Source organism: Brucella pseudogrignonensis (assembly GCF_002252525.1).
Lineage (GTDB): Bacteria > Pseudomonadota > Alphaproteobacteria > Rhizobiales > Rhizobiaceae > Brucella > Brucella pseudogrignonensis.
Genome location: NZ_NNRM01000045.1, coordinates 72,453 through 95,580, shown reverse-complemented (window position 1 = coordinate 95,580; position 23,128 = coordinate 72,453). Strand labels below are relative to the sequence as shown.

The following is a 23,128-nucleotide window of genomic DNA, read 5'->3' as shown; positions in this document are numbered from 1 at the left end:
GTGAGGCTTTTTTATGCCCGGTCTTTAAGCATGTCGCGGAAAAGTGGGAACCGGTTTTCCGGAAACGACATGCGCAAAAATATAGAGATAGAGCAAGCGCAATGACTACGATTAAATGCGAGCCGCTCTAGCCGGAGCAGAAATGATCTACCCCCAATGCGACCCCTTCGCCAAAGGCCTGCTGGCTGTATCAAACGGCAATGAAATCTATTGGGAGGCATCGGGCAATCCGGAAGGAAAGCCAGCGCTTTATCTTCATGGCGGGCCGGGAAGCGGCTTGCGCACGGGCAGCTATCGGCAGCGCTTTAATCCCGAAAAATACCTTATCATCGGCATTGACCAGCGCGGTTGCGGGCGCAGTCGTCCGCTGGTGATTGATGATCTCGACCAGCTTCATCTCAATACGACCCAGACGCTGATTGAAGATATTGAAACAGTCAGAAATCATCTTCGCGTCAATGCCTGGCTGATCGCAGGTTCATCATGGGGTGCTACGCTTGCGCTCGCCTACGCACAAGCGCATCCCGACCGGGTGACTGAATTGGCACTCGTTGCCGTCACGACCACGAGCCGTGAGGAAGTGAACTGGATCACCGAAGGCGTTGGATGCCTTTTTCCGGAAGAATGGGAACAGTTCGAGAAAGCCTCTTCAAGGTGCGCGGGTGAGCGGGTTGTTGAGGCCTATGCGAGACGGCTTGCCAATGGCAGTCTGGAAGAACGCTTGCAGGCCGCGCAGAATTGGAATGCCTGGGAATCGACGCATATCTCGCTTGATCCCAATTGGACACCAATCGAAAGCCGTTTCTGTGATCTGCAAGGCCTGGCCTTCGCAACGCTTGTTACGCATTACTGGGCCAATGACGGCTTCCTTCGCAATGGCGCTGAAATTCTGGCGAATATGGGCCGGATCGCACATATTCCAGCGTTTCTGATTTGCGGACGCAGGGACTTCAGCAGCCCTGTGATAACCGCATGGAAGCTCCATCAAACATGGCCTGCAAGTCGGCTGTGCGTTATCGAAACGGAAGGCCATGGCGGCCCGCTCTCAACGAATGAAATGCGGATGGCGCTCGACGCGTTTGCCCTTGGTCAAAATCAGCTCCGTTGACTCAATCCTCGTTAGTAGGTAGTACGACCTAACTACTGACGAGGCAGGACTATGAGTATCGAAAAAGCTCCATCGGAGAGTGCGCGCGACAAGCTGCTCAAAGCCGCTGCTGTTCTTTTTTATAATAACGGTGTCGGTGGCACCGGTATTGACGCTATTGTTGAAAGAGCGGGCGTTGCAAAGAAGAGCCTTTACAACAACTTCGCCTCGAAAGCTGATCTGGTAAACCAGTATCTCGAAGCACGACATGCCGAATGGTTAGGCCTTTATCATGCACGATTGGAACATGCGGCGACGGCCAAAGGCAGAGTTCTTGCCGTTTTTGACGCCTATCAGGACCATGCCGAGCATGAATATGAACGCGGCTTTCGCGGCTGCGGCCTGCTCAATGCTGCGGCAGAACTAGCCGCAGACGATATTGGGCGGCAGGCAGTCAAACATCACAAAAGAGAGGTTGAGGCGCTACTCGTCACGCATTTGACAGAGCTTCTGCCCGACGCCCCCGATCATGCTGCTGCACTCGCAAGACATATGTCTTTTCTGCTTGAGGGATCAATCTCAAGGGCAGGTCTCGAAGGTAATAGCGGCTGCGTTCAAGATGCCCGTGCAATCGTCTCTGATATGCTGGAGGCATTGTGAGCAATTCATCCCGTGATTACACAATTGGTGTGTCTGCCGTTCTCTTCTCATCCGTTGTATGGGGAACGACTGGCACTGCTGCCACTTTCGCGCCCGAAGTCAGTGCAGTTGCAATCGGTGCCGCAGCCATGGGGATCGGAGGCTTGTTACAAGCTCTACTCGCCGGGCGCGGGATTGTGCGCAGCTTGTCCCTTCTGAATAAGCAATGGGCGCTTCTTGTTTTAGGTGGGCTTGCGGTTGCCATTTACCCACTGGCTTTTTACGCATCCATGCGGATGGCTGGTGTCACAATCGGAACGGTCGTCACCATCGGCTCGGCACCACTGCTTTCCGCTCTCATCGAATATCTGTTCGACGGCTCACGCCTTTCGCGTCAATGGCTCGTGGGCGCTTTGATTGGACTGATCGGGATCGTCTTGATTACGGTCGCAGAAGGTGCAGACCATGCAGCTATAGAAACAAATAGCTCCGTTATTACAGGCATTTGTCTGGGACTTCTTGGTGGCCTCACATATGCGCTTTATTCATGGACAGCGCGCCGCATGATGCTCAATGGCGTTCGGTCCTCTGTTGCCATGGGCGCTACATTCGGGCTCGGCGGATTATTACTTATGCCGGTTTTGATAGTGGCCGGCGGTCCATTTCTGGCGTCATGGAACAATGCAGCAGTCGGCATCTATATGGCTATTGTGCCAATGTTTCTTGGCTACGTCTGCTTTGGGATCGGTCTTGCGCGTATTCCGGCCAGCATGGCGACAACTATCACACTGATCGAACCGGTAGTCGCTGCGATACTGGCCATAATCATTGTAGGCGAGCGTTTGCCGCTGATGGGTTGGTTTGGCGTGGTACTTGTTATCTCATGTCTCGCTGTGATCACGATCCCACTCAGGAAGCCTTTGAGACAGGAACAGAAAGCCGTGGTCGGGACATAAGCAGATCGCAGGCTTCAGAAGCAGCAAGAGAAGAAATCAGTCCGGCGAACTGATTTCCTTGCGGAGGCGCTTCGCACTTCTGCTGGCAAAGCTATAACTCAGTTTGCTGGAGCGGGTACTGTGGGCGCCGGAGGAAACTCGCCTTGCTGTGGTGACGGCGAAGTCGGCACTGGTTCCGTCTGTGGTGCGAGCGGAGAAGGATTCTCCAACGCCCCACCATTATCAGGCTCCAGACTTTGAAGGGATGCATCAGGCTTGTTCCCGAAGATACCCAAACGATTGTCTTCGGCTTTTTGCCCTGCTTCCTGATAGGCACCGCCCGCGACAGCTTTCGCCCAACCATTGGCAACCAACCACTGTGCGGGATCTTCATTGCCAACACTGCACTGCGTTGAAACAGCAGCACCACTGTCATTTTGTGGCAAACGACACATGACTGCACGCGCCCGCAACCATTGCCGAAACGCCGTGCGCGCCTGCATGCCACAAAGCCAGCTTTCACCAGAGGACGACTGACAGGTTTGTTCAATTGGCATGGGTTCTATACCCTGCAGATCAACAGTCCTGCCCTGGCTCTCGAGCTTACCCGCGGCAATTGCAACAGGACGCTGCAAAAGCTGCATCGGCTCGCCCTCGTCTACAGATGCGGCAGGTGCTGGCGGCTCTGGTGGTTTTGGCGTTGAGGCCAGCCCCAGATCACTCAGAGGTGGGCGCGCAGGCTCGCGCTCCAGTCCATCCTGCTGCGATCCGCTTTGACCACTCTGACTGGCAGAGTTCTGCTCATTAGTGTTTGGCGCAGCTTCTGGAACCGGTGTCTCTGGCGCCGCAGGATTATCTGCTCCTGTGTCCTTATCAGGCTCGTTATAATCGAACTGCTCGACGACAATTCCATTGCCCGAACCCGCTTCCGGTTTGCTTTGACCGTCGCCACTTTCGACAACAGTGATCGGGCGGTCAAGCGCGCCATAAAACGGCGCGACAAATGCGGCCACAAGAATGGCCCCGGTTATGCCTGCGAAAACACCAAAAACAATGCGTGCATGGCTCTTTGTCTGCTGTTTTGCCATTACTGACTCGCCCATAGAATACGGGCGATCCACTCGACATCCTTGGTCTCAAAGGAACGGTTTGGAAATTCTGGATTGAACGAGTGAAGTTCAATCGTACGCGGTGTCTGGCGATGCAGGATTTTAGCCATAACCTCTCCGTCTTTGGTACGAACAACCACGCGGTCGCCGCGGCGAACCGGTGCATTGGGTGCTACAACCAGCGTATCGCCATCACGATAAAGCGGCAACATGGAGTCGCCAGAAACTTCCAGCGCATAAACATTATCGGTGGGTGCGGCTGGAAACTGCACGACATCCCAGCCCTGGCCTGCAGGGAAACCAGCATCATCAAAATAGCCCCCCCCGCCTGCTTCTGCCATGCCAAGCAGAGGAATAGCGCTCGGCTCCTGCAAATAGTCACCATAATTAGGCGTCGAGGCTTCGCCACGAATGAGCCGGGTCAACTCATCGAATGTTGCGCCCGTCGCTTCCATGACTTTAGCCAGCGATTCCGTCGATGGCCAACGTGCGCGTCCATCAGAGGCATACCGCTTGGATTTATTGAAAGTGGTCGGATCAAGCCCTGCACGGCGCGCAAGACCGGACGCACTTAAAGAATTGCGTTCTGCCAAGGCATCGATCGCAGCCCATACGCTATCATGAGAAAACATTGCTATAACCCGCCAAAGAGGATTTTAAACCTAATCATCCATCCTATATTGTGCCAAACCTAGCTGAAAACCTGATTTTACGCAAGATGTGCTATTTTACAGGGAAAATTTTCTTATTCATAAATAAAAACGCGCGACATCGGAATGCCGCGCGTATTTTTAATAGCTAATGGAAATAGCAGATCACGCTGCTTTCTTGGCCTCGCCCTTATATGGGTTGAATCGCTGATAAAAGCTTTCGCCATTCTCTGCCATATCAAGGAGCAGCTTCGGTACCTTGAACTGTTGGCCGTATTGGCGCTGCAACTCCTTGGCAAGCTTGACGAATTTCTTCGCTCCCATGCCATCGATATAAGAAAGCGTACCGCCAGTATAAGGTGCAAAACCAAAGGCCAGAATGGAGCCGACATCGGCTTCACGCGGGTCGGTAACGATACCCTCTTCCATCACGCGTGCAGCTTCCAGAGCGATCGTCACGAGGAAGCGCTCTTTCAGCTCCTTCACGTCAATTTTATCCGGGTTCTGCTGCGGATAGAGGTCTTTCAGACCGGCCCAGAGATGCTTCTTGGCAGGCTTGGCTGGATATTCGTAGAAGCCCTTGCCGTTCTTGCGGCCCTTACGGTCAAACTCATTGACGAGCTTGTCCACCAGCTCCACATGACGCGGATCAACGGCCTTTTCGCCAAGATCGGCAAGTGTGGCCTTGAGGATTTTTTGCGAGAGATCGATTGCCGTTTCGTCGTTGAGCGCAAGCGGGCCAACCGGCATACCGGCCATACGGGCGGCATTTTCGATCATCGCAGCCGGGACACCTTCAACAAGCATGTTGTAGGCTTCCGACATATAGCGCAGCACGCAACGATTGACGTAGAAACCACGCGTGTCGTTAACGACAATCGGCGTCTTCTTGATCGCACGAACATAATCAAGGGCTACTGCCAATGCCTTGTCGGACGTCTTCTTGCCCAGGATCACTTCCACCAGCATCATCTTATCGACTGGCGAGAAGAAGTGGATGCCGATGAAGTTCTTTGGACGTTTGGAGACTTTCGCAAGGCCAGTGATTGGCAAGGTCGAGGTATTGGACGCAAAGACCGCAGAAGTTTTCAGCACTTCCTCAGCCTTTTCGGTCGCCACACGCTTGACTTCGCGGTCCTCAAACACGGCTTCGATCACCAGATCGGCACCTTCAAGCAGCGCATAGTCAGGCGTTGCGGTGATGAGCGACAGAAGTGTTTCCTTGTCGGCTTCCGTGGCACGGCCCTTCTGCATTTCCTTGATGATAAGATCAGCCGTATGCGCCTTGCCCTTATCGGCAGATTCCTGATCGCGATCGATCAACACCACCGGAATGCCAGCCTTGGCCGTCACATAGGCAATGCCTGCCCCCATGAAGCCAGCGCCAATCACACCGATCTTCTTGAACTTGGTTGGCTTTTCTTCAACCGGGCGACGTGCGCCCTTGTTCAATTCCTGCAGCGACACAAAGAGCGAACGGATCATCATGCCCGCTTCGGTCGTCTGAAGGATTTCAGTGAAATAGCGCTGTTCGATCTTAAGGCCGGTATCGAATGGAACCAGAAGGCCTTCATAAACCGATTTCAGGATAGCGAGCGCCGCCGGATAATTGCCGGAGGTTTCGCGACGCAGAATAGCGGTTGCAGCAGGCCAGAGATTTGCACCAGCAGCAGAATAGATCGCGCCGCCCGGCAGCTTGAAGCCTTTTTCATCCCATGGCTGAACCGGCTTGAGACCACCCTTGATAAGCTTCTTGGCGGTTTCAACGAGCTTTTTGGCAGGTGCTACTTCAGTGACAAGACCCATCGCCTTGGCGCGCTGCGCCGTCAGGCTTGAGCCGGTCGTCATCATCTGCAAAGCGTCCTGCTGGTTGGCAAGGCGCGGAACGCGCTGCGTGCCGCCAGCACCCGGAAACAGACCGACTTTCACTTCCGGCAGACCCATCTTCACGCCCGGTGCATCGGATGCTACGCGAGCATGGCAAGCGAGCGACATTTCAAACGCGCCGCCCATGCAGGTGCCATTAATGGCCGAAACCCATGGCTTGCCCGAGGTTTCCAGCTTGCGGAACAGTCCGCCCATACGACCTACATTGTCGAACAATGACTGGACAGCAGCCTGCTTGTCCTTTGCCTTTTGCTTCTGGAATTCCTTGAACATGCCTTCGAGCATGGTCAGGTCTGCGCCACCGGAGAACGTGTCTTTGCCGGACGTGATAACCACGCCCTTGACCTTTTCGTCAGCGGTCGTCGCGTCGATGATGGCATTCAGTTCCTGCATCGCATCGACGGTGAAAACATTCATCGACTTTTCAGGCATGTCCCATGTGACGAGAGCGATGCCATCTGTGTCGGTTTCAACTTTGAAATTTACATAAGCCATTATTCGCCTCCTCCCCTTACACGCGCTCGATGATCGTGGCCGTACCCATGCCGGCACCGATGCACAAAGTGACCAGTGCGGTGTTGAGGTCGCGGCGTTCCAATTCATCCAGCACCGTGCCGAGGATCATGGCACCGGTTGCACCCAGCGGGTGGCCAAGCGCAATCGCGCCGCCATTGACGTTGATCTTGTCGTGCGGAATGTCAAAAGCCTGCATGTAACGCAGAACCACGGCAGCGAAGGCTTCGTTCAACTCGAACAGATCAATGTCCGAAAGCTTCATCTTGGCCTGTTTGAGCAACTTTTCCGTTACATCAACCGGGCCAGTCAGCATAAGGGCTGGTTCAGAACCGATATTGGCAAAAGCACGGATACGCGCGCGCGGCTTGATATCAAAGGCTTTGCCAGCCTTCTTCGAGCCAACGAGAACGCCTGCTGCACCATCAACGATACCAGACGAATTACCGGCGTGGTGAACGTGATTGATGGTTTCGACTTCTGGATGCGCCTGAATGCCAACAGCATTGAAGCCGCCCATTTCGCCGGGCATCACGAAGGATGGGTTGAGCTGGCCAAGCGCCTGCATATCAGTGCCGGGACGCATATGCTCGTCATGGTCAAGAATGGTGAGGCCGTTCTGATCCTTGATCGGAATGACCGAATTCTTGAAATAACCCTTTTCCCACGACTTGGCGGCGCGCTTCTGGCTTTCGACTGCATAAGCATCAACGTCATCGCGCGAGAAGCCGTATTTCGTGGCAATCAGATCGGCGGAGACGCCCTGCGGCATGAAAAAGCCCGGAAAGCCAACAGATGGGTCCATGTACCAGGCACCGCCCGACATGCCCATGCCGACGCGGGACATGCTTTCAACGCCACCAGCAATCACCAGATCGTCGGCACCGAACGCAACCTTGGCAGCAGCGAGATTGATGGCATCAAGACCAGATGCGCAGAAGCGCGAAATCTGCATTCCCGGCGCCTTGAAGTCGTAACCCGCTTCAAAAGCCGATGAGCGCGGGATGACAGCTCCTGCTTCGCCGACAGGATCAACGCAGCCGAAAATAATGTCATCGACCTTCGCCGTGTCGATGCCGTTGCGGTCGCGCAAGGATTCCAGAACCTTCGCGCCCAGACGAACGGCAGGCACTTCATGCAGGCTACCGTCTTTCTTGCCACGTCCGCGCGGTGTGCGGACGTGATCGTAAATATAAGCCTCAGCCATTTTTTCTCCTTCCCGCTAAGTTCGAAAACTTAGCCTGATCTCTAACTCAAAATGCGTCTGCGTTAAGCGCCATCATGCTATCCGCACCCGACTGGATGCGCGCGAGATGGGCCACACTTTCCGGCATGATCCGCTCGAAGTAGTAGCGCGCTGTGACAAGCTTTGCTTCAAGATAGGCCTTATTGCCTTCGCCCGATGCCAGCTTTTCTTCGGCAACCTTCGCCATGCGCGCCCACATGTAACCAAGCGCCACCAGACCAAAGAGATGCATGTAATCATTCGATGCCGCACCAGCATTGTCGGGCTTTGCCATCGCGTTCTGCATCAGCCACATGGTTGCAGCTTGAAGATCGTTGACGCCCTTCTTCAGATGCTTAGTGAAGAATGAGAGCTTTTCATTTTCGCGGTTGGTTTCGCAGAACTCGCCCACTTCTTTGAAGAAAGCAGTGATCGCACGACCACCATTCAGCGCCAGCTTGCGGCCAACCAGATCAAGCGCCTGAATGCCGTTGGCACCTTCATAGATCATGGCAATACGCGCATCGCGCACATATTGGCTCATGCCATGTTCTTCGATATAGCCGTGACCGCCGAACACCTGCTGCGCCATGACAGCATGTTCAAAGCCCTTGTCGGTCAGAACGCCTTTTAGCACCGGCGTCAGCAGGCCAACCAGATCGTCAGCCGCCTGACGCTCTGCTTCATCGCCAGAGCGATGGGCAATATCGGAATTGAGCGCAGTCCAGAGGATAAGCGCACGACCGGCTTCATTGAAGGCGCGGATATTCATAAGGTTGCGGCGGATATCCGGATGCACAATGATAGGATCGGCCTTCTTGTCAGGTGCTGCCGCACCTGAAAGCGCACGGCCCTGAATACGCTCACGCGCATAGATCGCGGCGTTCTGATAAGCAGTTTCGGCAATCGAAAGCCCCTGCAAAGCTACACCGAGACGCGCTTCATTCATCATGGTGAACATGGCGCGCAGGCCTTTGTGTGCCTCGCCAATCAGGAAGCCGGTCGCATCGTCATAGTTCATCACGCAGGTTGCATTGCCGTGGATGCCCATCTTCTCTTCGATGGAACCACACGACACGCCATTGCGCTCTCCCGGATTGCCATCAGCATCCAGAATGAACTTTGGCACGATGAACAGCGAAATGCCTTTCACACCTTCCGGTGCGCCGTCGATACGAGCCAGCACCAGATGGATGATGTTTTCCGACATGTCATGTTCGCCAGCCGAGATGAAAATCTTCTGGCCGGAAATCTTGTAGGAACCATCTTCCTGTGGTGTCGCCGTTGAACGCAGCAGACCCAAATCCGTGCCGCAATGCGGCTCGGTCAGGTTCATGGTGCCAGTCCATGTGCCTTCCACCATCTTTGGCAGATAGGTGTCTTTCTGCTCATCCGTTCCATGGGTAAGGATCGCTGCAATCGCGCCCTGCGTCAGGCCCGGATACATGGTGAGCGCCATATTGGCAGACGACATATATTCGCCAACCGCTGTATGCAGCAGATAAGGAAGCCCCTGCCCGCCATATTGCTCAGGCACCGCCAGACCAAGCCAACCGCCTTCGCGATACTGGTCATAAGCTGCTTTGAAACCCTTTGGCGTTTTCACCGAACCATCAGATGCACGGGCGCAGCCTTCCTGATCGCCGGTATGGTTGACCGGAAACAGCGTGCCTTCGGCAAGCTTCGCGCCTTCGGACAAGATCGCCTCGACGACATCGGGTGATGCATCGGCAAAACCCGGCAGATTGTTATAACGCTGATAATTCAGAACGTCATTGAGAACGAAATTTGTATCCTCAACTGGCGCGCGATAGCTCGGCATCGAAATCCTCCAAATCAATTACCCGCTCGGCTCCGCATGAAGCGGAACAGGCTCCCACCTGCATCTAAAGCGCGGCGCGCTTTAGTTTTATTCTCTCGCATATCGCGATCCCCGGACGGGCTTCCCCTCCAAGGAAGATATGCTTTCAGAATGATTGTCACAGCAAATGCTCAAATGCGTGACATCATGCCCTTCGCAACAAAAATGGGGTTAAAAATTCAAAAAACCAGCCAGTTTTGCTACTTTTGAAGCTCTCGCCGCTCTGAAATTGATGACGAGACTCCAATTCCGAGCCGAAACTAGCGCACTTTGACGTTTCCGTAAACGTCAAAAATTACACTTGTTTGTGCGCTGCCGATTTTCGGTGAATTATAGACGTCTATCGGGTTAATCTTGCGCTTTGGTGGACCATTCGTTGTGATGGTTCTGCCAAATTGTGAATCTAATCATGGGCCAGAAGCGTCCTCTTCTGCAGGCCATTTCGTCAAAATTTGCAAGGATTCTTAAAATAGGAAACTTGTTCACCCGCCGATGATCAAGGAGCAATGCGCAATCGAGGATAACGGAGTCTGGCATACTGAACGAGGCTCGATATTGCTGCCAGATGGTCTGAACTGGTTTCCGTGCTTGCGGGAATGTTATTCCCAAGCTGATCGCGCGTCGGAATTTGTTTCGGCAGTATCTTAATTGAAGCGGGCAGCGGTTAGCGATGCAAGCGCTGCTGGCCAACTGATCTCAATGTCGCGACACCTGTTTGTAAACGATCTGCCCTTTAACCGTTCTGGAGTGAAGGTCGGTTGATTGCCTAAACACTGAGGTAGCGACGCATACAATAGAGCAGCGCTGCTTGTTTTTCATTCTCACGAATATCGATTACGCGCCCAAAAAGGATGCGGTGTGTGGCCTCATCGACGGCATTTGTTAATTCGCACTCAAAGCTGACCGAAGCACTGGCAAGGACCGGAACTCCAGTGAGTCCCTCCACCCATTCCCCATAGGCGAACCGGTCCTCCACCGACGTCTTACCACCGAAGTGGTTCGAGATATCCTCCTGGCCGGGCATCAATGTGTTGACGCAGAAATAGCGCGCGTTCTCAAAGGCATGAAAACACGAGCTCTCCCGATTAAGGCAGACAAGCAGTGTCGCTGGAGTGTCGCTGACACTGCAGACAGCGGAGGCGGTAAAGCCGTAACGCTTCCCGCCGAACTTTGTGCTGGTGACACTTACCGCCGAACCCAGCCGTGACATGCCATTACGAAACGTGGCTTTATCTACAATGTGGAACCGGCGTTCCACCATATTCATGTCGGCCTCCTGCTGCCCAGCCACAACTAAGCCGAAAGCTCTCTTCTGATAATTTCAGCACCCGCAGTTAAAGCCTTCAGCTTGCCCGTTGCCACCCGACGAGACAAAGGCGCCATTCCACAGTTCGTGCAGGGATAGAGCTTGTCGGCATCCACGAATTGCAGTGCTTTCCGCAGAGTATTGGCAACTTCCTCAGGGGTCTCGATCGCGTTATTGGCCACATCAATGGCCCCTACCATAACCTTTTTACCTCGAATGAGTTCGATCAAGTCGATTGGAACATGCGAATTATGGCATTCGAGAGAGATCAGATCGACACTGGATTTCTGCAGTTTTGGGAAGGTTTCTTCATATTGCCTCCATTCTGATCCGAGAGTTTGCTTCCAGTCGGTGTTGGCCTTGATACCGTAGCCATAGCAAATATGGACAGCAGTTTCACACTGAAGTCCCTCCATTGCTTTTTCCAGCGTTGCAACGCCCCAGTCGTTTACCTCATCGAAGAAAACATTGAATGCCGGCTCGTCGAACTGGATGATATCGACACCAGCAGCCTCCAACTCCTTGGCTTCTTCATTGAGGACTTTGGCAAATTCCCAGGCCAGCTTTTCGCGGCTTTTATAATGAGCATCATAGAGCGTATCAATCATGGTCATGGGACCCGGCAAAGCCCATTTGATGGGCTGCTTCGTCTGCTGACGCAAGAATTTGGCATCTTCGACAAAAACAGGTTTTGGACGTGAGATGGCGCCGACAACTGTCGGCACACTTGCGTCATAGCGATTGCGAATTCGGACGGTCTCGCGCTTCTCGAAGTCGACACCGCTGAGATGCTCAATGAAGGTCGTGACAAAATGTTGGCGCGTCTGCTCGCCGTCGCTGACAATATCAATGCCTGCCTGTTGTTGGTCGTCCAGCGACAAACGCAGAGCGTCCTGTTTGCCAGCAGCTAATTCCTCATCCTGCAATTTCCAGGGTGACCAAAGTTTCTCGGGTTGTGCAAGCCAGATTGGTTTTGGCAAGCTGCCAGCCGTTGAGGTGGGCAACAGTGGTTTCATTCTAGGCAACCTTGTGTTTTGGTTCGTCAATGAACGCTATTGGCAAACCATTCCTCAAGAAGGGTCTTGTATGGTTTGATGAAGTGCTCGTCCGCAAACTTGCCCTGTTCGACAGCCAACCGGCTACGCTCTTCGCGGTCGTAGACAATTCGTGTCAGCGAATAGTCCTGATGCTTCAAATCCGGTTGATAGCAGGCGCCCGCCGCAGAGTTGGCGTTGTAAATCTCGGGCCGATAGATCTTCTGGAAAGTCTCCATCGTACTGATGGTTCCGATCAGCTCAAGATTGGTATAATCGGCAAGCAAATCGCCGATAAAATAGAAAGCCAAAGGCGCAACACTATTCGGAGGCATGAAAAATCGAACCTCCAATCCCATTTTTTTGAAGTATTGATCAGTCGAAGAGAACTCGTTCTGCTCGTATTCAACCCCTAATACGGGGTGTTGATTTTCAGTTCGACGATAGGTCTTGCTGCTTGAAGCACTCAGACATATTACAGGCGGCTTACTGAAGTTCTCTTTATAAGCATTTGAATTTAGGAAACATTTAAAGAGGTTTCCATGCAATTCGCCGAAGTTGTCAGGCGTGCTGAATTCAAGCCGATTCTTATTATGCTTTGGCAATAATACGCTGAAGTCGTAATCTCGCACGTAGGACGAGAAGTTATTCCCGACAATGCCCTCAATGCGCTCGTCGGACTTGCGATCCATGATATTGGTTTTCAATATTTCAATCACCGGGAAAGCATCGTTCTTGCTTTCAGCACCAATATTCATTTCAACCGAAATGATTTCCAGTTCGACCGAATACCGATGGCCTTCCGGGTTATCCCAATGCGCCAGAGCGTTGAAACGATTGTCAATCATCCTGAGTGCATTGCGCAGGTTTTCTTGGCGATTGTTACCTCTCGCCAAATTAGCAAAGTTGGTCGTGATACGAGTATTTTCTGAGGGATGGTAATCCTCATCAAAGCAAATACTCTTAATGTTGAATGTAAAATCTCTATTCATCGCGACATGACATCCCAATCTATGATTTAAATTCACTTTGATGTCTTTGCTTTCTTTAGTTTCTATTTCTACTCAGGCCTTCTGCAAAGTCTGTATTGATACGGACTTCGGATAAGAGCGTTAAACCTCTTATGCCGAAGGCGTTGAACGATTAAAATTGATTTCATTTCATACAAGCATGAGCCACGTTCATAAGTTGGCGGATTAGGCCGACTTTGACAGAACACCGCACCCGAATATGAATGCTTGACGCAATTGTTATGAGCCATGGGCCGAAAGGCTTGACCGGACAGTTGGCATAGGACATTGGTTCACTGTCGTGGTTCTGCGGATTTAAATCCGTAGCTAAGAGGGAATTCGGTCAAACGCCGGAGCTGCCCCCGCAACTGTAAGCGGTTAGCAAACGTCCAATTTTGTCACTGGGTCTACCCCGGGAAGACGGACGAGAGCGATTACCCGTGAGCCAGGAGACCTGCCACGTCAGATAACGTTCACGGGCGGGGTGTCCCGGAGTGCCGCTTTCGCGACCGGTATTCCGTGCCGTCGTTTCTGCGCCATTTCACCGCCCAGCTGAAATTTGATGGCTGTACTGGTGACAAGTACAGATGAGTGAAGGCGGAAATAATCATGCTGGACAGACAACATCTGTCAATCCTGCGCGAAGTTGATCGCATGGGAAGCCTGACGGCGGCGGCGGAAAAGCTGAACGTTACACAGTCGGCGCTTAGTCACACCATCCGTAAGCTAGAAGAACGCTATGGCGTGGCCATGTGGGAGAAGAATGGCCGCAATCTTCGTCTCACCGAGGCTGGACGCTATATTGTGACACTTGCACACCGCATTCTGCCACAGATCGAAAGGGCGGAGGATGTCTTATCAGATTATCGCTACGGGCAGCGAGGCTCCCTCAGGATTGGGATGGAATGTCATCCCTGCCATCAATGGCTGATGGGTGTAACAAAGCCTTTCCTGGTGGAATGGCCGGATGTTGATCTGGAACTAACGACATCATTTGCATCCGGCGGCGTTGCAGCATTGACGGGATACGAAATCGACATTCTGATTACGCCAGATCCGATTGAGACCTCCGGCATCCGTTATGTGCCAGTGTTCGACTACGAGCTCGTGCTTGCCGTTCCTGACGGTCATCCTTTATCGCTTCTGGACAATGCAGAGCCTGCCAATTTGCTGGAGGAAACCCTATTCACTTATCCCGTACCACCAGAAAGGCTTGATGTCTTTACGCAATTTCTGGTGCCTGCCAATTGCCGCCCACGGCACCATCGAAATGTCGAGACTACGGAAATGATGCTGCAACTTGTTGCGGCAGGCCGCGGCGTCAGCGCCATTCCAAACTGGCTGGTGCGCCAAGAAGCAAAGACACTCGGCGTTCACCCCGTCAGGATCGGCAAAACGGGAATTCAGAAAAGCATTCATCTCGGTCTAAGAAGCGGTGACGAAACCATCGATTTTGTCGACGGATTCCTTGCGACGTCGCGGCAAGCATCAATGCAACTTTGAACACGATAGACCTGAGCGCCTGTTCGCACGGCCGGCCGATGCTATTTCTTCTGCAGCGCTTTGACTTGCAGGGCAATATTCCCGCGATCCAGTTCCGAAACAATGATCTCGGCGGGAACCTGCGGCTTTAAACGGAAGATTTTAGCGCCAGACCTCTGATACGCCGCATCAGGGGTTTCAGGCTTGCCCACGCATTTCGAAACGAAAGCTGCAACCGCTTTCACGGTCGTATCTTCAACAACGCACGACCAGCTGACCGAAGATACGCTCGTGCGCAGAACAACACGGCAAGAATTGCTGCCGGTTAATGTGAGCTTTGATGGATAAACATCCACATCCTGGGGAGCTGCATCAGCTGTAACATTCTTGAAGTTTATCTTCGATTCTTTGATGACCTGCTTCAACGTGGAGCAATCTTTCTGAGCATCCAAAGCATAGGCCGAGCTGGATGCGAGAACCAAAACCGATACAAATGCAGACGTGAATAAAGATTTCATAAGATCCTCCGAATAAGTGAGGCATAAACGATTGAAAAGGATCAAACAATCATGTTGTTGTCGGACCGCGCCCCTGATCGGCAAAGTGACGATTACGCCCCTGACTTCACGCGATAAGCCATTCCAAGGGATCGTGGCGCAGTTTCATTAAAGCCGAATTGCTCATAAAGCTTATTCGCTGGCACATCAGCAATCAGGCTTACATAGGCAGAAGACGGAAGTTCGGTATTAACATAGTTCATGATGGCGCTCATGATGGCTTTGCCCAAGCCTCGCCCCTGATGTTGCGGCTCAACGGCAATATCCACCACCTGAAAAAAGCAACCGCCATCCCCGATCAACCGACCCATTCCGATTGCAGAGCCATCGTGCAAAACAAGTACAGAATAGACCGTGCCTTCGAGCCCTTTGGCAGCGGCGGCTTTCGTGAAGGGGCTAAGGCCCGCCACCGCACGAAGATGCAAATATTCCTCCACCGATGGGCAGCGGGCTACAGTGTTATAGGTTAGCTGGCTCACATTCATCTCCTCTGGCGACAGATATGAGCTTTAGCCCAAGAACGATTGATTCAACAATATTCATGATGATGCTGAAAGATTTTTCCTAAGTAGTTGAGTTCCCACTCTTCTTGATATCTAAGTATTTTCAGTATCAAGCTCGTCCGGATCATCACAGTGACCACAGAACACGCTCCTTCCAACGTTATGCTCTCGCGCACTGCAGTCACCAGCACTGCGATGATCTTCGGCCTGACCTACAGCCTAAGCGCTGCACTTATCGCTCTTGATCTTGATGAGATGGGCTTCAGCGAAGCAATCATTGGCGCCAACGCGGCCATGCACGCCGTCGGCGTGCTTTGCATGGCATTCCTTTTGCCGCGACTGAGCGCGTGGCTTGGAATGCGGTCGCTGGTGATTGTCGCACTTGCTGCGGCTGCAGTCCTGCTGGGCCTATTTCCCGCAGTTCCGTTGATCTGGCTGTGGTTTCCGCTGCGTATTCTGTTAGGCGCCGCATCTGAAACCCTGTTCGTGGTTTCTGAAACCTGGCTCAACTCGCTGAGCACCGATGAGAACCGCTCGAAGACCATGGGCATCTATACAGCGGCATTGTCGCTTGGCTTTGCGCTTGGACCGCTCATTCTCTCGATTGTCGGCTCAAGCGGCTTCCTGCCTTATCTCGTTGGTTCAGTCCTTGCCCTTCTTGCAGCGCTCTTAATCGCCAACCCAAAGGTTAGTGCGCCGCCGATCACCGACAAACCGCACGGAAGCCCGCTGCATTATCTGGCACTTGCACCTGTCGCGCTTGCAGCAACCGTACTCAATGCAGCGATTGAATCTGCAGGCCTGTCGTTCCTGCCGCTTTATGCCGTCGATCTTGGCTGGAGTGAAAATCAGGCGACACAGCTTATGTCGGTGATGATGTTCGGTGCGATTGTACTGCAGATTCCAATCGGCTTTCTGGGCGACCGCATGAGCCGCCAGACACTTCTCATCATCCTTGCAGGCTTGTCTGCTGCGGGAGCCGCGATCTGGCCATGGGCCCTCACCCTGCCATGGCTCACCTACACGTTGCTGTTTGTGTGGGGTGGCGCATTTGTCGGCATTTACACAATCATGCTGAGCGTTGTCGGCAGTCAGTTCAAAGGCGCGCAGCTTGTGGGCATTTATGCCAGCATGGGCCTCATGTGGGGCGTCGGCGCACTGATCGGCCCGCTCTTTGCAGGCATCGCGCAGCAATATTTGACACACGGCCTCCCGGTCTTCGTCACGGTTGCCTGCCTGCTGTTTCTCGCGCTTGCACTTACCTTGCGTCCACGCACAGTACTTGTCGCCGAATAATCCCTATTTTTCTGAAACTTAAAACAATCGCAGCCTCCCCAAAGGAGGCTGTTTTTATGCAATCGATGATAGATTTTAATAACTTGTTTACCACGTTTGTAAGAATATAGCCTCAGCAAATATGGCTTCGACTCATTGGTGAATTCGGCTCTCGGCTGTTTCTATTTTTGGAAAAGTGATTTCACATGGCAAACAACCACCAGGCATCCGGTTCACGTTCCATCATTGACGAGCTTAACGCCTTGCGCGAGCGCCATGCGCCTATCGCGCCGAAGTCGAGCGCTATGAACGAATTGCACAACACTTTGGCGGAACTGGAAAAGCGTCTCGGTCATATTGGAAACGCAGCACCCCATCCACGCTCGCCTGAGCCAAAGGCTGAAAAGCACATCACCGGCCTTGCGGAGATTGCAGAACATCTGCGCCGCCTTACAGAAGAGCAGAACCGGGCTGAACAATACGATGCCCGCCCCTCCATGCCCCTAGCTCCCCGTTTCGCTGAAATGCGCGAAGAGCCACGCGCACCGCGGTCGGAAAACAATACATTGCGCCAGATCGACAGCCGTCTTGATGAAATAAGCCGGGCTGTGATCGCTGCCAATCGTCATCCGCACTCAGATCGCGAAGAAACATTACGTCTTGAGCGCATCGAACAGCGCCTGAACGAACTGACACATCAACTGGATAATTCGGTCGCCGAACAGAATGCGGACACACTGTTTCGCCGCCTTGGCGAGCTCTCGCAACGCATCGATGCACTGAGCGAAGGATCGCAGTTGCCTGAGCAGGCCATTGATCAGCTCGCACAGCAGATCAACCTCCTTGCCCATCAAGTCGGCAAGGTTATGGAGAATTTGAGCCAGTCGGACTATCACAGTGTTGAAGTCCGTCTGTCGGCTATCGATCAGAAGCTGGCAGCAGCAGAAAAGCTCGCGCATGAACCAAATCCCGCTGTTCTTGATAAGATCGACAATCGCTTCAAGGAACTGACCAAGCGCCTTGATGCGCAATATGCGAGCCATTACGCCGAAGGCGGTATGCTCCATGCGATTGAAGGTCGTCTCGACGACATCTCGCAGCAAATTTCGTTGAGCCTGCTGCAGACCCCACAGACTGAAGAAGTTGCCCACGCTGAGCGCGAAGCCATTCGCGGTCTGGAAAACCAGATTGCAAACATCGCTCGCCAGCTCAACAAGCCTTCAGCCGAACTGGCCGAATTGAAGCCGCGCCTGGATTCCATTGAGCGCTCCATCGCTGACAATCGTGAAACTGTTCTGGATGCAGCACGCGAAGCGGCAGAAACAGCCGTTGCGCATGTACTCAAGCATGGTTCGCAGAACGACACGGCGATTGCTACGCAACTTGCCAATGATATCAAGTCGCTCGAAACGCTTGCCCGCAATGCCGATGAGCGTAACGGTAAGACTTTTGAAGCTGTTCATGAAACGCTGGTTAAAGTCGTTGATCGCCTGTCCAATCTGGAACAGCAGATCGAAACACAGCCCCATCTACCTCAGCCAGCAGTGGCCAAGACAAAGCCAGTTGTTAATCCGTTTTCAGCGGCACCACAGTCTTTCCCATCGGTGGCAGTAGAGAAGACAGACAAGCCAGCCAGCCCGGCAATCGATGCGCCGGTGGCAAGCGAAAAGCTTGCAAAGCTTACGCCAAAAGCACGCCAGGAACCGGAACTCAGCGCTTCGCTCGATTCCGTCCAGCCAGACAATGACAGCGTGCTTGATCTGAACACGATTATGAAGCGTGTTCGTGAAGAGCGAAGCCAGCAGGACACAGCCAAGACAGAAACCAGCCGCAAGGCGGATTTGATCAGCGTGGCACGTCGTGCAGCTCAGCAAGCGGCCGAAGAATCCAGCAAGCTTGAAGCGCAGCAGGAAAGCGATACCGACAAAAAGAAGGGATCGATCAGCAGTCTCTTTAACCGTCAGCGCAAGCCGATACTGCTGGCAATCGGTGCGATCATGCTTGCCATTGCTGGCTTGCAGGTTGGCTCGGTCTTCCTCGAAGAAAGCCAGCAGACAGAATTGACGGCAAAGACCGAGACGCCAGCAATCGACAAGGGCACAACAGCCTCAATCGCACCCGCGAAAACTGAGACACCGGCCCCAGCAATGCAGCCAATGCCGGAAGTTGTGGTGCCTGAAACCACAATTGCCAAGCCACAGCAGCAGAGCAGCCTGACTACTCCGCAGCCTGCAATTGAGCAGCACGAAGAGGCCATCTCCGACACGACGCCTGCACAGGAACCCGAAGCAACAGCAATCGATGTGCCTGACGATGCTGGCCCTGCCCCCTTGCGCGAAGCAGCAATGACGGGCGACGCCCGCGCATTGTTTGAAATCGGCAATCGCTACATGGAAGGCCGTGGCGTTAAAGAAGACTACGCTGAAGCTGCAAAGTGGTATGAGCAGTCAGCTGGCAAAGATTTTGCACCTGCGCTTTATCGCATGGGCAACATGAATGAGAAGGGGCTTGGTATGCCCCGCGATCTCAACAAGGCAATCGACTGGTATCAGCAGGCCGCAAAACAGGGCAATGCAAACGCGATGCATAACCTCGCCGTACTGTTTGCCTCCGGTGCCAACGGTAAGCCTGATAATACGTCTGCCGTTCGCTGGTTTAACGAAGCGGCAGAACTCGGCGTGAAGGACAGCCAATACAATCTTGGTATTCTCGCAGCTCAAGGCCTTGGGACGCCGGTTAATCTGGAAGAAAGCTATAAGTGGTTTGCGCTTGCTGCCAAGGCTGGTGACAAGGATGCGGCTGACAAGCGCGATCAGATTGGTGCAGCTCTTAAGCCAGATCAGCTTGAACGTGCGAAGGGCTCTGTCGAGCTCTGGAAGGCCAAGCCAATGAATGAGGCTGCCAACGCGCTCACCATTCCGCAAAACTGGTCGGATGGCGAACCAGTCGCTCAAGCTCCTGTCGATATGAAAAAGGCGGTCCGTAACATTCAGCTCATCCTTCAGAAGAATGGCTATGATGTGGGAAGCGCCGACGGCGTGATGGGAAATAAAACCCGCAATGCCATCGCTGAAATTCAGAAGGCAAATGGCCAGGAGCCAACGGGCGAAGTAAATCAGCAGCTTGTGCAGCTTCTTCTTGAAAAGAATAAATAGACTTCACAAAGTCCTTTATTAGCAATGATTAAAGCGCATCCCGAAAATTGTGAAACGGTTTTCAATTAAAGATGCCGTTAAATAGATAATCAGAGCGCCGGAATAATGTTCTGGCGCTTTTTTGTTATGCCTGCCCTGCCAAACAACGAATATGGACCAGCGCAGTTTTATACACAGAAGTTGCGTCGTTCTGCGAGAAGTAGCAGGTTGAATTTATTCCCAAGGGTTTATTATCTGACCAGTAAACCGGGGGCCGTATAATGTTGCTGCACGTCAATAATGAAATGGAAAACGGCATTATTGCCAAAATTCCTCTTGCGCTCGACAAAGACATCAAAGGCTTTCAAGGCGACGCGATTGACTTTGAAATCTCATCGCCGGAACGACAATTCATACAGGCCGACGATTTTCATCCCTACAAGTCGTTGTTCAAGGTCTTTTCCGGAACAACGGAACTCAAGAATATTTTCATAGCGCTATCGTTCAATCTGAATTTTTCGACGCCAGACGGCAAAAAAACAGCAATGTCACGTTCAAATCCGACCGATGACTGGCTTGTCACGAACGGCGAATATTATTCGGAAGGCGCAAGCTCTTTCGGCTTTACATCGAATAGCAAATTCGCCGGTTCTTATGGAGCCAGTATCACCAATTCCTATCTTTATGTGATCAAAAACGGCAGCCTTGTCGATAACAAGATATCGAACCACATTTCGATAAGAGCGCAATTCTATCCATCATCGACTTATGCAGTCATAACGCCGAAAGACCATATTTCGATCATTCTCAGCAACCGTCAGGGACATATAGAATAGCGGTTTTCGCAGCCATAATGTGAAGCATTTGTGGCAAACCTGGTGACAACTTTGTTGTTCGCAAACAACAATGTGCCATTTTCATCCCACATCATTTGTCAAAGTAACTCTAATCTCAATCTGGGTTTGACTTCGCCTTGCTGAAAGAGCAAGACCGTTAGGAGCGCATTCCGAAATGTGTGAGATGGTTTTCGGACAAGATGCGCGGCAAATCAAACTGTTAGAGCAATGATCTGATTCAACTGAATGAGGCCATGTTTTAACGGAAGCGAGACAGACCTTGCGGCATAGCGCGACCGCAAAGGGCTGCGTGTTGTGCGTTGTGAAAACCGGGTTCGGAATTGGGTATTTACCTTCCCATTGCGGAATTGTCGGTCAACATGCTGGTTCTGCTCGGCATGGGCGCTGCCGTGGGCTTTCTGTCGGGATTGTTCGGCGTGGGCGGCGGATTTCTCATCACACCGCTGCTGATCTTTTATAACATTCCACCGGCCATTGCCGTTGCAACCGGCGCCAATCAGGTCATCGCTTCGTCGGTTTCCGGCGCGTTAGCGCATTTCAAACGACGAACGCTTGATATCAAGCTCGGGCTGTTTCTGGTTGCGGGCGGTATCGTTGGATCATTGCTCGGTATCTTTGTTTTCTCCTGGCTGCGCGATCTCGGTCAGCTCGATCTGATTGTTTCGATCCTTTACGTCTTCTTTCTGGGCACGGTCGGTGGATTGATGCTGGTTGAAAGTGTGCGCGCGCTGCGCCGTGTGAAAAAAGGACAGGCAGGCGCAATCCGCCGCCCGGGCCAGCATACGTGGATACACAAGCTACCGTTCAAGATGCGGTTCCGCGCTTCAACCATCTATGTCAGCATCATTCCAGTGCTCGGCATCGGTTTTTTCATCGGCTTGTTGTCATCTGTAATGGGTGTCGGTGGCGGCTTCATCATGGTGCCCGCACTGATCTATCTGCTGCATGTACCGACCAATGTTGTTGTCGGCACGTCGCTGTTTCAGATCACTTTCGTTACGGCTTTTACCACGGTCATGCAGGCAACGACCAATCAGTCCATCGACATTGTGCTGGCGTTCCTGCTGATGCTTGGCGGCGTGATCGGTGCGCAATATGGTGCGCGTGCCGGACAGAAACTGCGCGGTGAACAGCTGCGCCTGTTGCTGGCACTGCTGGTTCTTGCGGTGGGGCTGCGTCTCGCTTTCGGCCTTTTCGTACGGCCTGACAATCTGTTCTCGATTTCAATTGCGGATATGTGACATGAGGAAACTCACGCTCATATCTGCATTATTTTTTAGCGTTACGGCAGCAACTGCCCAGACCAATTCAAGCGGCGATGGCAACGGCGTGCCGCAGTTGCAGAACCCCTCTGAAGAAACAATCGAAATCGGCCTTTCGACCGAAACAATTGCCATTACTTCCAATTTCGGCGGCACAGATCTCACGATTTTCGGCGCGCTTGACAATGCCGATCCATTGATTCAGCGTCAGGGCCGCTACGACATTATCGTCGTGCTGCAAGGCCCTTCGCGCGATCTGGTCGTGCGTAAGAAGGAACGCTATCTCGGTGTCTGGGTGAATGCGGATTCCGAAACCTTCCTCGGCGTACCGCTGTCCTACTCGCTCGCATCAACCCGCAATCTGCAGGACATCGCAGAAGAAAAGCTTTACCGTCAGCTTTCGGTTGGTGTGCGCAATTTCTACCTTCGACCGGAAGACCCATCCAGCCTCTCAGGCAACATCCCCAAATTCGGAAACGAATTGCGTGAGATGAAAATGCGGCAAGGCCTTTATAGCCAGCGCATTGGCGGCGTTGAGTTTCTCTCACGCACCCTGTTTCGCGCAACGCTGAACCTCTCGGCCAATGTGCCGGTTGGACGTCACAAGGCGCGGGCTTTGTTGTTTCGCAATGGTGTTTTCCTGCGCGAAGCCAATGCAAGCCTTGAAATCGTGAAAGCCGGTGTCGAGCAAAGCATCTATGATGCGGCCCATAAATACAGCTTCTATTACGGCTTGTTTGCCGTGTTCCTGGCTGTCTTTACAGGCTGGGCCGGGCGTATTCTGTTCAGAAAAGATTAATGC

19 protein-coding genes and 1 riboswitch are annotated in these 23,128 nt (G+C 52.8%); of the genes, 9 read left to right on the top strand and 10 right to left on the bottom strand.

The features are described from left to right. The first annotated feature begins 142 nt into the window (after positions 1-142). The 3 genes from pip to CEV34_RS21530 are packed head-to-tail and all read left to right on the top strand — an operon-like array spanning position 143 to position 2,682. On the top strand, positions 143-1,108 hold the full coding sequence (pip, locus tag CEV34_RS21540) for a prolyl aminopeptidase (protein ID WP_007879745.1): 966 nt from the start codon (positions 143-145) through the stop codon (positions 1,106-1,108). Positions 1,109-1,159: 51 nt separating this feature from the next. Next, on the top strand, positions 1,160-1,747 hold the full coding sequence (locus CEV34_RS21535) for a TetR/AcrR family transcriptional regulator (RefSeq protein ID WP_007879747.1): 588 nt from the start codon (positions 1,160-1,162) through the stop codon (positions 1,745-1,747). After that, a complete protein-coding gene (locus CEV34_RS21530; protein ID WP_007879749.1) occupies positions 1,744-2,682 on the top strand; it encodes a DMT family transporter in 939 nt (312 codons plus the stop codon). The genes CEV34_RS21535 and CEV34_RS21530 overlap by 4 nt, the downstream gene beginning before the upstream one ends. 98 nt (positions 2,683-2,780) lie before the next feature. Here CEV34_RS21530 and CEV34_RS21525 read toward each other — a convergent pair whose 3' ends face one another. The 8 genes from CEV34_RS21525 to CEV34_RS21490 all read right to left on the bottom strand — a co-directional run bounded on the left by CEV34_RS21525 (position 2,781) and on the right by CEV34_RS21490 (position 13,238). Further along, on the bottom strand, positions 2,781-3,749 hold the full coding sequence (locus CEV34_RS21525) for a thermonuclease family protein (protein ID WP_007879751.1): 969 nt from the start codon (positions 3,747-3,749) through the stop codon (positions 2,781-2,783). Continuing rightward, positions 3,749-4,402: a S24 family peptidase gene (locus CEV34_RS21520; protein ID WP_064321904.1), complete on the bottom strand. Its 654-nt coding sequence runs from the start codon at positions 4,400-4,402 to the stop codon at positions 3,749-3,751. The genes CEV34_RS21525 and CEV34_RS21520 overlap by 1 nt, the downstream gene beginning before the upstream one ends. Positions 4,403-4,585: 183 nt before the next feature. After that, complete coding sequence (locus tag CEV34_RS21515; protein ID WP_007879755.1) at positions 4,586-6,802, bottom strand: 3-hydroxyacyl-CoA dehydrogenase NAD-binding domain-containing protein; 2,217 nt, start codon at positions 6,800-6,802, stop codon at positions 4,586-4,588. A gap of 16 nt (positions 6,803-6,818) precedes the next feature. After that, positions 6,819-8,027: an acetyl-CoA C-acetyltransferase gene (locus CEV34_RS21510; protein ID WP_007879756.1), complete on the bottom strand. Its 1,209-nt coding sequence runs from the start codon at positions 8,025-8,027 to the stop codon at positions 6,819-6,821. A gap of 46 nt (positions 8,028-8,073) precedes the next feature. Then, positions 8,074-9,867: an acyl-CoA dehydrogenase C-terminal domain-containing protein gene (locus CEV34_RS21505; RefSeq protein ID WP_007879757.1), complete on the bottom strand. Its 1,794-nt coding sequence runs from the start codon at positions 9,865-9,867 to the stop codon at positions 8,074-8,076. Positions 9,868-10,672: 805 nt separating this feature from the next. After that, complete coding sequence (locus CEV34_RS21500; RefSeq protein ID WP_051064002.1) at positions 10,673-11,173, bottom strand: flavin reductase; 501 nt, start codon at positions 11,171-11,173, stop codon at positions 10,673-10,675. A gap of 26 nt (positions 11,174-11,199) precedes the next feature. Then, complete coding sequence (locus tag CEV34_RS21495) at positions 11,200-12,228, bottom strand: methionine synthase (protein ID WP_007879759.1); 1,029 nt, start codon at positions 12,226-12,228, stop codon at positions 11,200-11,202. A 26-nt stretch (positions 12,229-12,254) separates the two neighbouring features. Continuing rightward, positions 12,255-13,238, bottom strand: a complete 984-nt coding sequence (locus CEV34_RS21490; RefSeq protein WP_007879761.1) for a DUF1852 domain-containing protein — start codon at positions 13,236-13,238, stop codon at positions 12,255-12,257. 303 nt (positions 13,239-13,541) lie between these two features. Then, a riboswitch (cobalamin riboswitch) is annotated at positions 13,542-13,732 on the top strand. Positions 13,733-13,865: 133 nt separating this feature from the next. Between CEV34_RS21490 and CEV34_RS21485 the strand changes: the two genes are divergently transcribed. Then, entirely contained in the window at positions 13,866-14,759 is an 894-nt protein-coding gene (locus CEV34_RS21485) for a LysR substrate-binding domain-containing protein (RefSeq protein ID WP_007879763.1), read from the top strand. Positions 14,760-14,800: 41 nt separating this feature from the next. Here CEV34_RS21485 and CEV34_RS27480 read toward each other — a convergent pair whose 3' ends face one another. Beyond that, positions 14,801-15,163, bottom strand: coding sequence for a hypothetical protein (locus CEV34_RS27480; protein WP_235819149.1), 363 nt, complete (start codon positions 15,161-15,163; stop codon positions 14,801-14,803). A gap of 185 nt (positions 15,164-15,348) precedes the next feature. Then, positions 15,349-15,780: a GNAT family N-acetyltransferase gene (locus CEV34_RS21470; protein ID WP_039860906.1), complete on the bottom strand. Its 432-nt coding sequence runs from the start codon at positions 15,778-15,780 to the stop codon at positions 15,349-15,351. 180 nt (positions 15,781-15,960) lie between these two features. Between CEV34_RS21470 and CEV34_RS21465 the strand changes: the two genes are divergently transcribed. From CEV34_RS21465 to CEV34_RS21445, 5 genes are all read left to right on the top strand, one after another. Then, complete coding sequence (locus CEV34_RS21465; RefSeq protein ID WP_007879767.1) at positions 15,961-17,094, top strand: MFS transporter; 1,134 nt, start codon at positions 15,961-15,963, stop codon at positions 17,092-17,094. A 389-nt stretch (positions 17,095-17,483) separates the two neighbouring features. Further along, entirely contained in the window at positions 17,484-20,228 is a 2,745-nt protein-coding gene (locus CEV34_RS21460; protein WP_459562090.1) for a peptidoglycan-binding protein, read from the top strand. Positions 20,229-20,488: 260 nt separating this feature from the next. Continuing rightward, positions 20,489-21,043, top strand: a complete 555-nt coding sequence (locus CEV34_RS21455; protein WP_007879771.1) for a hypothetical protein — start codon at positions 20,489-20,491, stop codon at positions 21,041-21,043. A gap of 380 nt (positions 21,044-21,423) precedes the next feature. After that, entirely contained in the window at positions 21,424-22,305 is an 882-nt protein-coding gene (locus CEV34_RS21450) for a sulfite exporter TauE/SafE family protein (protein ID WP_231195638.1), read from the top strand. A 1-nt stretch (position 22,306) separates the two neighbouring features. After that, positions 22,307-23,125, top strand: a complete 819-nt coding sequence (locus CEV34_RS21445) for a TIGR02186 family protein (protein WP_007879775.1) — start codon at positions 22,307-22,309, stop codon at positions 23,123-23,125. Positions 23,126-23,128: the final 3 nt, after the last annotated feature.